At 34.5% G+C, this 17,365-nt stretch carries 13 protein-coding genes; 1 reads left to right on the plus strand and 12 read right to left on the minus strand.

The window, feature by feature from the left end; translation table 11 throughout:
- Positions 1 to 7: 7 nt before the first annotated feature.
- The 12 genes from FLUTA_RS02205 to FLUTA_RS02260 form a co-directional block, all read right to left on the minus strand.
- A complete protein-coding gene (locus FLUTA_RS02205) occupies positions 8 to 5,656 on the minus strand; it encodes a hypothetical protein (RefSeq protein WP_013685216.1) in 5,649 nt (1,882 codons plus the stop codon).
- A complete protein-coding gene (locus FLUTA_RS02210) occupies positions 5,649 to 6,266 on the minus strand; it encodes a hypothetical protein (RefSeq protein WP_013685217.1) in 618 nt (205 codons plus the stop codon). Before FLUTA_RS02210 ends, FLUTA_RS02205 begins: the two co-directional genes overlap by 8 nt.
- Positions 6,266 to 7,030 carry a hypothetical protein gene (locus FLUTA_RS02215; RefSeq protein ID WP_013685218.1) on the minus strand — a complete coding sequence of 255 codons (765 nt, stop codon included), beginning with the start codon at positions 7,028 to 7,030 and terminating at the stop codon, positions 6,266 to 6,268. The genes FLUTA_RS02210 and FLUTA_RS02215 overlap by 1 nt, the downstream gene beginning before the upstream one ends.
- Positions 7,027 to 9,072, minus strand: coding sequence for a hypothetical protein (locus FLUTA_RS02220; RefSeq protein ID WP_013685219.1), 2,046 nt, complete (start codon positions 9,070 to 9,072; stop codon positions 7,027 to 7,029). Before FLUTA_RS02220 ends, FLUTA_RS02215 begins: the two co-directional genes overlap by 4 nt.
- An 868-nt stretch (positions 9,073 to 9,940) precedes the next feature.
- Positions 9,941 to 10,693, minus strand: coding sequence for a hypothetical protein (locus tag FLUTA_RS02225; protein WP_013685221.1), 753 nt, complete (start codon positions 10,691 to 10,693; stop codon positions 9,941 to 9,943).
- Positions 10,681 to 10,974, minus strand: a complete 294-nt coding sequence (locus tag FLUTA_RS02230) for a helix-turn-helix domain-containing protein (protein WP_013685222.1) — start codon at positions 10,972 to 10,974, stop codon at positions 10,681 to 10,683. The genes FLUTA_RS02225 and FLUTA_RS02230 overlap by 13 nt, the downstream gene beginning before the upstream one ends.
- Positions 10,975 to 11,051: 77 nt before the next feature.
- Positions 11,052 to 12,008, minus strand: a complete 957-nt coding sequence (locus FLUTA_RS02235) for a hypothetical protein (RefSeq protein ID WP_013685223.1) — start codon at positions 12,006 to 12,008, stop codon at positions 11,052 to 11,054.
- Between the two features lie 11 nt (positions 12,009 to 12,019).
- Complete coding sequence (locus tag FLUTA_RS02240) at positions 12,020 to 13,234, minus strand: site-specific integrase (RefSeq protein ID WP_013685224.1); 1,215 nt, start codon at positions 13,232 to 13,234, stop codon at positions 12,020 to 12,022.
- 143 nt (positions 13,235 to 13,377) lie between these two features.
- Positions 13,378 to 15,000, minus strand: coding sequence for a recombinase family protein (locus FLUTA_RS02245; protein WP_013685225.1), 1,623 nt, complete (start codon positions 14,998 to 15,000; stop codon positions 13,378 to 13,380).
- Positions 14,993 to 15,193 (minus strand): hypothetical protein, encoded by a 201-nt coding sequence (locus tag FLUTA_RS02250; protein ID WP_043023593.1) that lies wholly within the window; start codon positions 15,191 to 15,193, stop codon positions 14,993 to 14,995. Before FLUTA_RS02250 ends, FLUTA_RS02245 begins: the two co-directional genes overlap by 8 nt.
- Positions 15,177 to 15,317, minus strand: coding sequence for a hypothetical protein (locus tag FLUTA_RS21505; RefSeq protein ID WP_169312048.1), 141 nt, complete (start codon positions 15,315 to 15,317; stop codon positions 15,177 to 15,179). Before FLUTA_RS21505 ends, FLUTA_RS02250 begins: the two co-directional genes overlap by 17 nt.
- A gap of 1,346 nt (positions 15,318 to 16,663) precedes the next feature.
- Complete coding sequence (locus FLUTA_RS02260; protein WP_013685227.1) at positions 16,664 to 16,990, minus strand: hypothetical protein; 327 nt, start codon at positions 16,988 to 16,990, stop codon at positions 16,664 to 16,666.
- A 162-nt stretch (positions 16,991 to 17,152) separates the two neighbouring features.
- Between FLUTA_RS02260 and FLUTA_RS02265 the strand changes: the two genes are divergently transcribed.
- Complete coding sequence (locus tag FLUTA_RS02265; protein WP_043024031.1) at positions 17,153 to 17,353, plus strand: helix-turn-helix transcriptional regulator; 201 nt, start codon at positions 17,153 to 17,155, stop codon at positions 17,351 to 17,353.
- Positions 17,354 to 17,365: the final 12 nt, after the last annotated feature.

Below are 17,365 nucleotides of genomic sequence, written 5' to 3' on the forward strand. Positions count from 1 at the left end.
TTCATAGTTATTCAGGACTTTCTTGTCCAACAATTTGGACAGTTGCTTTACATCCTTTTGAATCCGTAATGGTAATAATCAAATATTCACCTTGGTAATCAACTTGATATGAAATCTTATTGGATGGAAGTAATTGCGCATCCATATAACCATTCCCGAAAGCCTCACTGCTAAATTGATAAGGAGGAGTTCCTCCAGTAACAAAATATTCCGGTTCTTTATTCGTTACTAAAATGATCTCTAAATCACAACCAGTTTCATACAGACACGTGGAAATAACATTTTCAAAAACAACTGGTGATCCAGCTTCCACTTTGATACTTTTTCTCCCAGTGTGTACATGGGTTGTTTCAATTGCAGAGCTAGGAATAACCGCCACATCATCGTCTCCAATTTTTGCTTTACTAAAATATCCCTGATCCAAACAGTTTTCATTACCAGCATCTTCAAAACTCCCTGTGGCAATTTGCTGGGCTTTTGCATTCGCGGCAACAGCTGTAGTCAAAGTATTATTAAATTCAAATAAACTGGAGGAGTATCTACCTAATGCATCTCTTGTTTCCAAGGTCATCCCATTGGGTGAAAACTCAGTAACTTCAGAAACAAAAGTCCAATTTTGTTCGTCTTTAATCCATTTTCCTTGTCCAAGTTTATAAAATGGGGCATAACTTGTAAATACTCCATCCTTACGGATGTTAGTGTTTCCATCGTAATTGGTTTGCGTTCTTCCACTTAGATGAGTGAATGAGCGAACGGGTCTCCAATTTCCTTTTGTCCCTATGACATAAGGATTAGTAGAATAAGTTCCGTTAGAGAAACAATCGCAATAGGTTTTCCAAGCATCTCCAAATTCAACTGCTCCAGCATTTAGTACATTTGAGAATTGATTGGTTCCAATTCCCAGTAAAGGATTCGATAAAGAAGTCATACTTGCCATTGAGGTACTTTGCTTATTTCTATAACCTGAGCGAATCACTTTTACTGTTGCATTTGTTCCAGACATTGGAATCCCTTCTTTATCTATTATTTTAATTCCAGATTGATTTCGTTCAACAATCCACCCTTTTTTAATTCCAGAGCCTGATGTTACTGAAACTTCATCGCCTTCAGTAAAGAAATTGAATTGAGAAGGAATTGAAGCAAATCCATTGCTTGCAAATGACCCAACTTTATAAGAGTATAATACGTTTTTTGAAGCTTGTCCAAATACATCGTATTTCCAGTAGGCTGGATAATTCAATGAGTAAACCTTATCATTAAAATCAGTTGTGGTTTGTGTTACTAACACCTCTCCAGTTCTAGAATCGTAAGCTAAGTTATTGGTCTCAACCTTACTTCCATCTTGATCAGCAGTAGTACGTGCCAAAATTCCGAATTTCTGAACTGTCTTATTGAATGTTGCACTTCTGAAACGATTCGTTGTACGATCATAACCTGGATAAATCACTGGGATAACTGCTAAGAATGTTCCAAACAACATACTATTGGAGTTTATTTTCAATTTTCCAGTTTGTGATACGGTTTCACTTTCTCTAAAGTCAGCAACAGCGTCGTAACGAACCCCAATGTTTTTTGTCGATGTTGTTCCATCAGGATTTATAACCTGAACGTGATTCGTTAATCGATTGTTTTGGACACCATTCAAAGAATAAATCTCTGATTGATAGAAATACTCTACTGTAGAAATCGGTTCGGTTTTATTCTCTGCATAGACACTTTCTTTTTTTGCCTTTCCATGCATATCATTCAATTCAATCAAAAACCCTTCATTTGCGGTTAGATATTGGTATTTTGGCAAAAGTGGTAAGAAACTATGCTTACTTATTGGGTCTACCCCAGTAGCTCTTACAAAAGTTGGAAAATCTCGCGCTGTATAAAACTCCTTTACAACCTTGCCTGTTGCAGTGTGTGTTACATTTGCCCGCTTCAAATCACGAATTTCTACACGCGAATATCCAATTGAGGGTGATGGAAATTGAGACTCCATAATTGGATCTTCTATATACATCTTGTCATCTGTTGCCAGCATTTTTTTGTTATTCACAATATAGGCTGTGTGCCAAGGATTCTCATCTCCACCTAATTGAGGTTCGTATGAAGCAACACCAGATGATTTCGTGCTATTTTCCAATGTATATGAAAACTCCTGTCCATAAATACTTGATGCACCTCCTCCCATTGCGCTCCAATTATCTTTAATCAAAATGCGTTTTACGCGACTTCCTCCTCCCAACTTTTTTCCTGTCGGACAATTCAATCGCATCCAAGATTTGTTTACAACCATATCTCTTCCACGATCTAAATCATAAATATATCTATTGGGTCCAGTTGCCAATTCTTTAAAACTGGCAATCGCTCCAATGGTGGCATTGGCGAAATCAATCAATCCTTGTTCGTTTTCATTCACATCTCCATTATTCCCAATAATATCAGTAATGGTTCTTGAAAGTTGTGTCCGTCCAAATAAAATGGCTTGTTTGGCAATTGGACTATAAACCTTTGGACCAGCATCACGTAATTTTTCAGGTTCTAAATCAATTACCCCATACAAAACGCCTCCGATGTTCACTTTTGAAATCTCTTTTATGATTCCATATCCAGAAATAAATTCTGCTTTTTCTTTTGTGTCAGCCCCAGCTGGATTTAATACCATCAATGCTCTGAAGTATAACTGCTCACCTTTACTTGCATAAGAAGAAATATCATCAGTTGGATTCACTAAATTGAATAGCAGTTTCCTATTCGGCTTTAAGTTGGATGAGACACTTTGAATAGCAGCATCTCCATTCAATCCTCCACTTTCATAATCAGAATCGCTAGTATAAACTCCAATTATTTTAAACATTTGAGATGCCTTTTTATGCTGAACATACCCATAATCATCAGATTCGTATTCCACATTTATTTCTCCACCAGAAGGTAACTTTATAGTGGTTAAACTCCATGATTGTGCATAGATATCTGCTAAAGTTTTATTTTGAATGGTATAAGGGAAATCTGAATTAGCTAAGGGTGAACTAGTTTCTCCTTCATTAGTGGCAACTCCATTCCAATTGGGTTTGTAGGTCCCCCAACGATCGGTTGCTTTCAATTCATAATTTGGATTATGATCGCTATAATTGAATTTATAGCTCCGATATTTCATTTTTTTAGAATTTTGGTAAGTGAACACAATTTCTTTTAAGGTCAATTTTCCACCTCCATAAATATTTCCAGAATAGTTGTTGCACAAGGAGTAATCATACTCAAATTTCACTTGTTGAATGGGAACTGCACTTGAACCATTAACTTCATAATCACGTCTAGAATACAAGGTAATCGAGTTCAATTGCTGCATTGCATTGCCTGTAGCTGCATCCAATCCACCATGTCGACCCGAAGCACTATGTGCATCTAGTCGAGCTTCTGTTTGAAAAATAGCAATGTAGTTTTTGGTCTCAATTTTATACATATAAAAGAGATCCTTTTCACCATAAACAAAGCTTGCCTTGTCATCTGTTTTATCAGTTCGCATTCCAATATTGTAGTAACCTGAATTCTCTTCAATTGGAGTGCGCCATTTGTGATTTTCTACTTCTGCATATTCGAATTTAACGTAGGATCCCAAATCCCCTGTTGAAGGTCCTTGGGTATTATCTGAATCAATATAGTCATCACTCAAAACTGCAGAAAGCATATAGGAATGAGCATAAGCTGGAGTAGTCGTGGAGCTATAATAACGATCAATTCCTTTGTTATTATCAACACTAGCAAGGGTATTCCCATTCGAATAATACACTAATCCCAAATAATCATTGGAAGGAAAAATTCCTCCTGAATTTCCCATGTTATTCCCAACAGCAAAAGTGACATCTTCTTGAAAATGATTGTATGCTGGAAGTCCAAAAACATACCGTCTGCCATCAGTTCCTAGTTGCGTAATTTCTGCAATGTGGTGTGGTTTGCTTGGTTCATATAAGGACGAATTATAAGGCATAACACCTAATCCAGTGGCAACTTCTATTCGATTTAAAAAGTAAAGTTGATTATTCGTAAGTTCTCTTTGGCTCCGTTTATTTTTATTGATAGTTTTAATGGATGACTGAACCAATGCTCCATTCAATTTAGGAAAAAGCGCAGACCCACCCAACTCCAATCGTTCAAGTTTATCTCCATAGAATTGATCGGTCATCAAGTTGTCTTGAGCAACGGAAGCCTCACTAGCTTCAATAAATTGAAAACTTGGTACAATATCTCCGTTTGTTGTAAATTTATATGGAAGTACATTTTTGGCATAATTTCGGTCACTCCAAATGCCATTCTTAGTGCTTGTATAAGGTATTTGAATATCGGCACCTAAATCAGTTAAATTTCCAAACCCAATTTCAAATCCAGCATTAACTCCTATGTCATAATTGGCACTAAAAGGATCAAAAACAAATCCAACATCATTTCTGAATGCTCTAAAACTACCACCCGTTCCTTGTGCACTAATTGAAAACAAATCATAGGTTTGAAATGTTGAAGGCAAGTGCAAGCTATACTTAGAAAATGAAATATCATTGTCGCGGTTAAAATCTAAAAGTGCTTCGGTGTCAGTTTGTCCAAACTCAGAAAATAGATAACCATACGCATGACTTGTTTTCGTTTTCCAATTATCTGGAATCCATGTTTTTGAAAAATTTAATCCAATATTTCCTTGCCCATCAAATCCAAATACTGAACCTGATATATTAGCACTCACAGCAATTCCTGCTCCCCAAGTAGACGAAATTGGAGAAGGAGAATATTGGTTCAAACCAAAGTCAAATGAACCACTAATTGCAGATCCTTTGCTTGATTCCAAATCTCCATGAACATTTTTATTCACAACTTCTCTCATTTTGTACTCATTTTTAGTCGCACTAAGTCCATAACTAATCGCTTGCAATCCTGCTCTTGAATTATAAGCTGTTCCAATTGTGGCTGTCTTAGATATATCTGTCGATTCGTTTTTTGCTGTGTTAGAACTAAAACTCACAGAAGGAGCAAAGGAAGCTCCATTTTCACTACTCCCTGATAATGATAGCCCTGCAGTTAAGCCACCTCCATTCATCTTTGCTAAACCAAAGCTTGATCCAACAGATATTGAAGTTCCATATCCCGTATAATTATTATAGGTTAAAGAAGCATTGAAGCTAATGCTTACTGATGCACTATCAGATTGAGTGCCACCGGAACTATTTTCTCCTTGTGTACCTGGAATTGCAAATCCAATAATTTCTGGTTTCAACCCAAAATCAATTCCAATATTGATAGTTGGCTTAATACTAGTGACTTTGGTTACTTCATCTCCTCGAAAATCATCGGGAAGCCCTCTTAAACTTCGAGTAATTGCTCCTGCATTCAAATTCCAGCCCAAACCAACCCAAGTAGCTTCTTGATCCATGGTTACTCCTGAATTATAGGCAATGTTTATTGGGTAACCTTCTACATCCATCAAAGGAATGTTGTAAGTGAAATCGCCAGTAAAAGGATCTACCATATCTGAAACTCCAATGGGAGTAAATGCATTTGTTTCTGGCTGTGTAGGTCCCCCAGCATATACTGTACAGGGCTGAAAAACACTCCATGAAAAAATAAGAAGTAGAAGCCAAGCTATGGAACTTTGACTCTTTGAGAATTTAGAGTTATTCATAATTAGTAAGATTCAAATGTGGAAAATTGGAACGATTGTTATTTTTAAATTGAAACTCGATTAATGAGTTATTTATAAGTCGATCAGCATAAATAATTCGATCAATTGAAACTGATTTAGAAGATTCAAAATCAATCATCAATCGAAAAGAATTTGCTAGTAAAGGTTCATAGATCACAGAAACACATACTAAGGTATCACCTGATTCCGTTACTGCTTTAAGAGCGTATTTGATATCGTTATTTAAATAAATTAGTTGTTCGTTTCGACTCATGCCTTTTGAAGCACCAAGCGAAAATAAATCTCCTTTAGAATTCAAATTTGTTAATTCTAATAAATAAGTGTTCAGTTGAGACTTGTTCTTTAAGTCTGTTTCTAAAGTCTGCTTTGGCTCACATTTATTCATAGCACAAATAGCTATTGAAACCTCTTGTGGATAAGCGGATATGCTATAACAAATACCATTCAGTGTATCACTTGATTTAAATGAATTCTCTTCTGAAGAATACCATTTTAAAAATGATTCAGGCTCCAGTTTTAGTTGCTTGCTTAATTTGCAGCCAACTAAAACCAATGGAAAAATGAATAGGATGTTAAGTGAATTCCGCATCAATCAATTTTGAAATTAAACATGAAATTTTTCTTGCTTTTGGGCGCCCAAACGACACTGTAATATCCAGATTCTAGCTCCAGTTCCTTTAAATCGAGTATTAAAAAACGTTTGCCAGAAGTAGGTTTTTTGGATTCGGTGTTATCAGTATCATCACCCTCTTTTTTCAAATCCTTTAGGTCGGCCACCTTAATCAATCGACCATTTTTATAAATTTGAACAGTTAATTTTAACTCTCCTATTTCATCTGTTACCAATCCTATTTTTTGATTAGTTGCCAAATAAGTTTGTCCATTGCTATTGAATGCAACCGGATAAAAACTTGGCAAGGGATCTTTTGGTTTCAAGATCGTAAACTGATAAGGTTCTGATTGATCCATAATTATTCCGTTAAACAGAACGGAAACTTGCCAAACATAAGTATGACCTTCTTCTAAAGGGGTCGAACTCGAAGAATAAGAATACATGGAATTTTGATAATCTTCTAAAACTAAAACTGGAGTATTGATTGCAATTGCATCACCTTTTAACTGATCTGTTTCTAATTCGCACAATACAAAACGCTGCGAGCAACGAGGATCTGTTTGAATCGCACTCAAATTGGTTTGCCAATTAAAAGTGGGTTCTGTTTCAACAATGGTATCATAATCCAACGGTGATGAAAGCGATACAGGATAAGCGCTTTGTGCATAAATCCCAGTCGTTCCCAAAAATAGTAGACTTACGAACCAGCTGATGGATTTCAGTAATAATTTCTTTTTCATTTTTTGCTTGTATTAAGGAAAACCCGCAATTTCAAATCAAAATAATAAGGTTTATACCGTTCAGTATTAAATAATGGAATATAAAGTGCTTCAGTTGGAAGCCATTTGGCAGCAGTGAATTCCCAAATAACATTCTCACTGGGGCTTGCGCTGATTTTACAACTAAAACCACTTTGATTTCCAAATTGCTCGCTGATCAACATATTGTAAGACCCTTGAGCTGTAATGCCTTTGTAATGAATTTTCAATTCAGGTTTAATGATCCAATTCACTCCATAGATAGCTGATAAGCCACTATAATCTTGCATGGAAACTTGCAATCCTGCTCCTAATATCCGCCAATCTAAAACTCCGTGCAGGGAAGTGTTTACTAATCGTATGTTCGAATCAATCCGATTCACCTGAGAATATGCGCCAAGTCCTGAAAACTCTGTCCGAAGTGTTTTTCCTTTTTTAACCCAAGTAAAACCGGCTTTCCCCAAATGATTCAAGCCTTTAGCAAGAGTGTCCATTCCTGAAGCTTCTAAAAGTGTGTATCCACCAAATAGAACGAACCTGTTGGTAACATGCCACTGCAAATCCAAGGTCCCACTTTTGGTTTCCATTCCATTGAAATCACTGTTTGAACGATTGAATTTTTGATAGATTCCAAGTACTTGGAGGTTTAATTTTTTGGTGATTTTCGAATTGACTCCCAGCTCCATTTTTGAATACCCAGAATTGTATAACCCTTGTGAATACCCATCATACCCATTCCCAATTTGTTTTACTTTGAAAGTGATTTCAGTGCGAATTTTCACCCATCTATATTTGGTGCCCAAACTAATTGCTAAGTCTTCTTGAAAAGATCGTTTGATAGAGTCATTGATTTTAAATGTTTTTCCAATCGATGCGTTCCAACTCCAATTTCGAACAAAAATCCATGTACCTGAAATATTGGATGTCAAGTTCGTTTTACCTGGGATATTGGAAAAAATATTTTTCAATTCACGTCCATTGTAAAAGTTCTCTACACTAATAGAGTTTTTTTCAGTGTTTCCATAACCAACAATCAAGGAACTAATAAAACGACTCGTATTTACGGTGTAGAATTGATTCAAGTTAAACACGTTTTGAGTATTGTTGGTTACCTGATCGAAAACAGAACTGGAGAATAAACGATTGGGCAAAGTTGAACCTGCTGCAACATCATAAAATGATTTGCGGTATTTACCCTTTACCCGAATACCTTGAATCGGAATGGTATTATTCGACATCGATCCGTGACTCATCGATGTTAAACCCAAATCCAATTTATCAATCCCCCCAAGTAAAGTGAGAGGCATTTTTAAGTCTATACTATTAATTTTCCCAAGGTATTTGTCTTTTACATCGAGCAAACTATCTTTTTGCTTATTGACATCCATCAAATTCAGATTGTACCCATCCAATAGATTGTTAATCGAGTCTAATTGCATATTTGGAACAGTTTCCTTGTTGAATTCGGGTACTTCAGGTTTATTTGGAACTGCTGGGATATTCAATCTGGAATCGAGATTCAAGGAATCCACAGTTGGAAGATTAGAATTAACAGTTGGAAGATTATATCCTGGAATAGTATAATCAGGTGATTGATTTGTTTGCTCCAATTGTTCTTTCTTCAACTGCCAATATGCAATTTTGGCTTCTAATAGGTAAATCGTTTCGAAACATTTCGCAATAAATCCATTCGTTTTGTTCAATTCACCGAGATACTTACTTTTATCGATTCCCCTTCTTCGAGAACCATCATAAGACAATCTGAAAAAAGTAGGCTTTCCAGAGATAAAACGCTCAGTAGAATAGCGCATTGAAAGATTTAGAGGAATATTTTTAATAGTTAATGCTGATTCAATGGAAGCATACCCACTTACTTTTCCGTTTATTAAATTTGGATGTGAGCCCTGATTGATTCCAAAAATGAGATTTGTTTTGCCAATATTAAACCAAGGAACAGACTCTTGCGTTTGGGCAAAAGAATGAATAAATGAAAAACATCCGAATATGAGAAATAGTGGCTTCATTTTGGTGTTAAATATTGAAGATCGATCAAATATATATAAATAACTTTTATTAACAAATCAAAATTTGGTTTATTTATTAAAATAACAATCTAAATAAGTAGTTGAACTAAAAGGGTTTAGATATTGTCAGGATTGATAATACGTTATCTTATTAATGAAAAAATTAATCTATTCAAGTATTTCCACAGTTTATCGAACACTCACCAAATTACTAGATATAATAAACATTCTATAATTTTCTTTTTTTTTCTCCTTCTCTGATTAATAAACATTTTTTCTTAAAAAGCATGATAACTTGCTCCTTCTTTGACTGTCCCTTCAAATCCTACCTTCTCCGATTTTAACTATTCATAACTAACCTATTAAATCCTAACTCCCCCTCTACCCCCTTTTTTTATCTTTTCTTTTTTTGTTGATTTATCCTTCATTTGAAGGATGAATTGAATGAAAATAGAAGAAATGGAAAACTATAAAATCAAAAATGCAAAAAATTTATTTTTTTTGAAAAATCGCCAATTTTCTTAATAAAATACTAAAAAAAAGTGAAATAGTAGTCTTCTATGATTATATAAGTAATGGAAATTAATTGTGGAATTGCTTATTATACCGAGCTAATCAAACATGATTTGGATTTGGTGTTGAAGCCATTAGTTTATTAAATCAAAATGTTAATGGAGCTGCAGCGACTAACCCAGGATCTAGAATGTATAGGGTAGTTGTCATATATCTATGTCATTTAAGCAATCATTCTAATGCAGATTGGATATGTTATAAACAAGTCAAGTAAATACAAAGCTTATAATAAAAAAACCTCCAAATGTGGAGGCTATTTTGAATCAAATCCAGAAGTGTAAGATTCAATAATTTATCAGATTTTAGGCATTTTCTTTAAACGAATTAAGTGCTTATGAGGTAAAATCTGGTCAATCAATTGAAGTTGGTATTTTCCCTTTATTTTTCTAACATTTGGAACTATTGATTCAGATCGAACTAGTCTTTTGATCATAGAATAGGAATAAGGCAAATCCTCATAGTCTTTCTTCACTGAGATAAATCCACCACTAGATGCTTCATGTTTCAAGAAAGATGCCTTTTTAGTCGATATACCAAAAAGAGCTTTCACACCTGTTGTTGCTATTGGGGCAAATTCCGTAAAACTTTTAGAGGAAGAAGGGATAAAATGATAGGTACGCCCTTTTAATCGCACGCTTTTATCCCTTTTTACCTTCCTCCAAAAATCAATATACAAGTAAGTGTAAATTGCAAATCCTAGTATTGGTGGAATTGAGAAAACACCTTTAAAATCAGCTTCAATACCTGCCCTTGAAGCCCAATCATTTTGTTCTCTTAACTTATGAATGGACAAAATCTGATAATACCCAGTGACACTATTTTGTTTCAACCAACCAATTTCTTTTAAGCGTTCAATGTTCGCATTGAGAGAGCGTAAATCTTTATAAGGCAATTGATTTAAAAGAGCCTGTTTTTCAATCCGTACTAACTTTGATTTACCAGTTGGATAGAAAAATTTAAGAAGTAAATACAATTGAAAAGGCTTTTCCAAATTGTTTTTTGCAACATAAACACATTGTTGAACAGGTATTTTAATTACTTCAGCCACTTTTTTTTAAATGGAGCTTTGTAATTATCCATTAAGAATTTTTCAATATCGTCTTTGCGATAGAATATTTTTGAGTTGATTGAAGTGAAGCCAATCTTTCCTTGATCACGATAATTTTGCAAAGTCCGAGGAGTTACTTTTAGCATTTGACAAACGTCTTGGTTGTCTAGCCACTCGCAATTAGCTGTTTTATTATCCTTATCATCAATTGATGTTTTTAGCCCTTCAATTAATTCAATTAAATATTTGAAGGTTTCTGATTCCATTGTAATTACTTGCATATTCTTTTTTTTATACTGCAAATTTTGGAATCTATAAATTTGAAAAGGGTGAGAAGGTGACTTAAGGATGAGAAAAATCACCCTATTTCTTGTAATGATTTTTTAAAATTTTTGAATACTTCTTGTTCCTTTACGTTGAAATTACTTTTGTTTTTTGCTGAATGGATATTTTTGCTTTTTAATGATATGCCGCTTGACTTACTTAAGAATTTATTAGAATCTTCCATAGTTGATAGAATCGCACCATTAAAATAATCTCCAAGGATATCAAATAAGCAACTTACTTGACTGTTATTAATGCTAAACCGAATATCTTTAAATGAAGTGAAATCATCTGAAAAGAGGATTTCGATAAAATCACCAATCACAAAATCTTCACAAAGAATAGTTAATTGCTTATCAAGTTCTATTATAGTCTCTTTTATTTTAGTTTGTTTGCTTTTGTATTTGGCTTTCAAATTGAAACTCTTTTGTACTAGTTTTAACTTTTTTGATCTGAAGTCTGCTAATTCAAACTCTTCATTTTCATCGTTATTTGAGAATTTAATAGAGTTATCTTTCTCAAAGTGGTTTAAAATACCAAATCGAACTTGGTTTACCTGATTGGGAATGAAAATAAAAGACCAATGAATCAAACTAATTGTTAATCGGATTCTATTTGAAATCTCCATACGTAAGGTTTCAGAGTCTAATGAATCGATCTTTGAATTAGACATATATAATTTCTTGAAAACATGATCGCTTTCAAGATCTACAATTGATGTGATCTCCTTGTAACTGTTGAGCTTTTGGTAATCATAATGCAGATGATTGTCTTTCATTTTCTTTTGTACTTGAAAAATATCTTCAGATTCTATTTCTTCGTCTTCAAAATTGCACGAAGCGATGAAAACATTGAAATCTCCTTCTGGATAGACAATTTTTGAAATAAATGATTTGAGTATTTTGTTAAGTTGCTCAGGAGTCATTTCATTCTTTTTGACCAAATAATAGTGAACAAAATCAACATAGTTGTTAAATGCAGCGTGGTTCATTTCAATTCGTATTAATCGTTAAATATATCCATTGCTTTATCCAATTCTGAATTCACAATTTTTGCGTAAATCTGAGTTTCTTTAATTGCTGAATGTCCCATTAATTTAGAAACCTTATCAATCGACATTCCTTTTCGGAGTGCTCGCGTTGCCCAGGTGTGACGAGAAATATGAAAACTGATATTCTTTTCAATTTTCGCCAGTTTCGCCAGTGTTTTTAGATTTTTATTAATCACCGCTGTCGCTGAGCTTATTGCTTTATCTTGTCCAATGGCGTCTCTTAAATAGGTATCTTCTGGAAGCATTGGAAAAATATAGCTCGTTTTCTCTGATTGTGTTAAATTATATTTCTCAATAATATTCAATGCAATGTTTGGGATTTTAATTGAAATTTGACTACCAGTCTTTTTTATGGTAAAGTTAATATGTGAATCATCAAAATGAATCCATTGTAATTGTAAAATATCTGATATGCGAAGTCCACCTGAATAAGCTGCAAAAACAAACATATCTTGATGTAGTTCTAATTTTAGATTTCCCTGAGTATCAACTTCAGCGAATATTTTTAGTTCATCTTCTGTCAGATAATCTCGTTGTACCTTTTCAGTTTTCATTTTAAATTTCAAAAATGGACTGGAAGATAATTCGATAATATCTTGTTGAAATGCTTTATTGAAAACTGTTCGAATAAACTTTAGGTTTGTATGTATAGTGTTCGTTGAATTATTCAATTTTGTTCTTAAATAAGCTTCATAAGCTGTGAGAAATTTAGGGGTTATGTCAATAAATGATAGTGATGAGTCGTATTTTTTCAATTTTTCAATGATTCCTTTTGTTTTGGAGTAAGTGCCAATTTTAGAATCAGTAAGATAAGATTCGGTGACAGAGTTTGCGAATTCAAAAAAATCCATTGATTTCTTACCAATCACCTTGTCTTTGATTGTTTTTATACTGACATTTCTGTTCGAAGTTTCAAGACTTATGACTTCTTGTTGAATTTCAGAAAATCGTTTTGATATTTGAGCATTGATTCGTGAGGCAGTTTCCTTGCTATCACTACCTCTAGCTTTTATGCGTTTATTTTTCTCATCCCAATTTGATTCAAGAGTTGAAAATCCTGAGGAAATGTAGTTTACTTTTCGGTATTTTATTATTCTAAAGTGAATTGGATATTCTCCTTTTTTATTTACCTTATCCTTTCTTAGTATTATTGATACTGACGACATGTTTTTGGTTTATTATGATACTAAATTAGTATAAACACAAAATATAGGGTAAACAAAAGGGTAAACATTTTGTTCATTTATATTCTTTTAACAATATACAAACAACAACATAAATAACTGAAAAACAAAGTATATCTGTGCATTTAAAAGAAATACAATGAAACTAAATGAAATATTTCGAATCCTGATTGGGTCACACGATCGGGGATAGCATCAAAATTGATACTATCCCCGTTTTTCTTTCCCTTTATAACGCCCTCCAATTGCGGGATTGGTTTAAAATATGAATTTACTCTAGGGGTTAGAATTCTATCCTTTTTTCGGTCATAGATGATTCCGTCAGGGAATACAATATTTTGAAAAATCATTCTATCACCTATCGAAGCGTTTTCCCACCATAATAAGGGTTTCTGACAGTATTTGACCACCAATTTCAAGCACTTTTCGAGGTTAGAACTCCCGCGCTTGATTTGAGCAAGTAAATCTTCTACTTTGTTCATTTCATCATTGAATTTAGCTTTGAATTTGTCGAACATTGGTCTGTCTATTACACCCGTTACCAACTTCTCTTCTGCGGATTCAATCTTATTTTTCAGTTCCGAAATCTTCGAATTGTACAACTTTTGATTTTCGTTTATTTCTTCAAAAAATACGCAATACATTGATGCGATACCAAGTTGGATTAATTCGGTTTGTTGGGGATTTACTTCGAACTCTGAAATAAGCGTTTTAAAGCTTTCGTGAAGTTGTTTTGCACTCTTGTTGGTGTTACAACCCTTTGTTCTGCATTTGTAATACCAAAGATTCTTTTTACGGACGATATAACCTGTCATTGGTGCATTGCATTCAGAACAATGAGAAAAGCGTTTCAGGGGCAAATTTTCGTCCTCTGCTTTATGTGAAACGGGGTGTGTTCTGTTGTCCGCAACGATATTGTTAACCTTTAAGAAGATTTCCCGTGAAATCATTGGTTCGTGTTTCCCCTCAATAGCTTTGTTTGGAGTTAGTTTTGAAACAATAATTCCGCAATAGTATGGGTTCGCGAAAATTTCGCACAATCTTCGGTCGTCCAGTTTCAATCCTAGAGCATTTAAGCGTTGTATAATTTCACAATTGCGCATTTGTTTATCTGCTTTCCAAATGAATGCTTTACGAAGTAATTTCCCTTCTTCGTTAAGTACAATTTTTTGGTCAACCGCTTTTGAACCTTTGTTCAAGTTCACGTACCCTTTTGGAATGGAGTAGGGTGTGTAACCCTTTTCAACGAGTTCGCGCATTCCACTTACTGTTTTATCCTTTCTCATTTGGTTATCCAAATGACCGAATAGAAGCATAATGTTTCGTTGAAACTCTCCTGTGATGGTACTAGGGTCAATTCCCTGTGAAACAGAAAGCGTAGTTACTTTGTATTGCTTCTGTAAATCCTGTGCAATCTTCATTCCGTCCGCTCCCGTTCGGGAAAAGCGTTCGTAGCTATACACAAGTATGTAATTCACTCTTTTGTTTCGTTTCACAAATGTGAGCATTCGGTTGAACTCTTTTCGGTCGTCCGTTTTTGCGGATTCATGCGTTCCACCAAAATATTCAACTACGCTATATCCATTTGTAGTTGCATATTCCTCGCATCGTTTACGTTGTGATTCCAAACTAGTGTTATCCTCCTGTGATGAATGGGAAACACGGGTATAAATTACCGCTGTTTTTGCAAGCTGAGAGTTATCGGTTTCTTTTGGTGCGAAGTGTTTAAATACACTTAAATTATCCATGATTCAAGTTATTAGAATTTGTAATTGTTTCCAGTAGAGCCAAGCTAATTGCTTCAATATTTGCAATCAACTTTTCATACTGTGCTTTAGTTATGTTTTTGTATGCGGGAAGATTCGAAACGTATTGAAACGAAAGTTTTTCCCGTAGCTTCTCTTTCGCAAGTTCAATGCGATGTTTAGAAAATGATTCCATGAGAATAACTTTTAGCGTTAATCCCCTTTTTAGAAATTGTACGATCCCAAAATGGATTTGCACTACATACGTTGTATTTACTAGCATTTGAGCGTTTTAAATACAGTTTTACTGCTGTTTTCATTACAATGAAAGTGAAGTTTTCGAACTCCGACCCACCCCAAGCGTGTGAAAAAATTATAAAAACGCTGAAATCCTTTATTGATAAGTGTTTCAGCGTTCTTGATTTAGGGTGGTGGTGTTACTTTTTCTTTTGGTTTAATCCTGATACTACATTGATCTTTGTGAATGGACTGATCTTTCCACTACTAACGCAGATGTTTCGTTTTTGTTCAGTTGATAACTGCCCAGAAAAATGATGAAACGTGGGGCAGAAAAGTGCGAATTGCAGATTTGTTGGGGGATTTGGGAAATGAAAAAGTGGGCAGTTAATTTTTAAGGTGGATTTCCAGCATTTTGATGATTAACCATCTCAAAAAAAAGAATAGGTTTAAACTAGTAATTAGAAGCTTAATTGATTTAGGAGGTTCTATTAGGTTGATTAGTGAATGACGTCTGGACTTGATTCACATATTTAGTGCAAATTGTTTTCGACTTGCTTAATTCTACTTTCCGACCCGCTTAGTTTTAATTTTCGATAGACGAATAAAACTGTATTCTATAACCGAGTTAAATTCGAGTTGAATCCGACTAGGATTAATTTCGACGAATCTTACTTTTCGACTTGCCTAGTTCTACTTTCCGACCCGCTTAGTTCTACTTTTCGATAGACGAATAAAATTGTATTTTACAACCGAGTTAAATTCGAGTTGAATCCGACTAGGATTAATTTCGACGAATCTTTCTTTCCGACTTGACCAATTTAACGTTCCGACTAGACTAGTTTTTGTTTTCAATCGACGAATCAATCTCGTTTTCGAATTAGATCGGATTCTAGTCGGATTCAACTCGAATAACCTCAACTGACCCAACTAGTTCTTGTGCCGTCGAATCGGAAAAAGATGAACGAACTGGAAGAATTAACGAAGATGCCAAACCAATAAAAAATTAGTTGCCCACCATTTAGTGGGCAGTTACGATTTTATTCGGTCGAAATTTCGATTCAACCCATAATAAAAAGTTAGTTGCCCACCTTTAAGTGGGCAGTTAGCATTTTTTAGACGGTTTTTTGGTTCAAAGGGATAATAAAAAATTAGTTGCCCACCTTTTGGTGGGCAGTTATGATTTTATTCAAATGAGACTTTTTAAAACGCAATAAAAAATTAGATGCACCACCCCAAGTGGGGCAAGTAGCTTTTTTTAGGCAGTTTTCTCGATTTAGACGGACAAAAAAAGTTAGATGCACCGCCTTTCGTGGGGCAAATAGAATTTTATTACTCAAAATTCGGGTTTTGGCAGATAAAAAATGCAGTTGCCCCGACACAGGTGGGGCAAGTAGAAAAAAATGAAGTGAACGGTAATTCCGAACATTCACGATTTACGCAACAGTTTCATGTATTTCTTGCGCTCCAAAGCCAGCCAGTTGTAAATCTCGGTTGCCAACCGTTCAAAGGATTCATTGTCATTGAAAGCAATTTCGGTAACATGGTAGGCACGGTCGCAATACTCGTCTGTTAAATGGTCCAAACGCCTATCATTCAAATTCAATTCCATGAGTGAGAAAACGGAACGAGAAATATCTAGCATTCCATTATCGTGATCGAACCCCAACAGGTTTAAACCTAAAACGGTATGTTGGTGTCTTAAATCGTCTTTTATCAATTGAATGATTACCTTTTTTGGAGTTTTTTTCTGCATGCTCAATATTTTTTAATACTCAAATTACATCTATAAATGTACATAATTTATTAATATATGGAAATAATATTTCTTTTATTGTCTTTTTAACGTCTATTTATGGACGTGAGGCGAGTGTGTTTGTCTGCATCTATCATGTTATCTTTCATTATATTCGAAGTAATGAAAGACTATAATCGTATAAAAGAAGTACTGGTTAATAAAAAGAAAACTCAAGTTTGGTTAGCCGAACAATTGGGAAAAGATGTTAGAACAGTTAGCTCTTGGTGCACCAATCGAAGACAACCTAGCATAGAGCATCTCTATACTATTTCAGAATTGCTCGATGTCGATATTCGGGAACTATTAAATCCGACGAAATGAGAATCTATCGAT

The organism is Fluviicola taffensis DSM 16823, from assembly GCF_000194605.1.
Lineage (GTDB): Bacteria > Bacteroidota > Bacteroidia > Flavobacteriales_D > Crocinitomicaceae > Fluviicola > Fluviicola taffensis.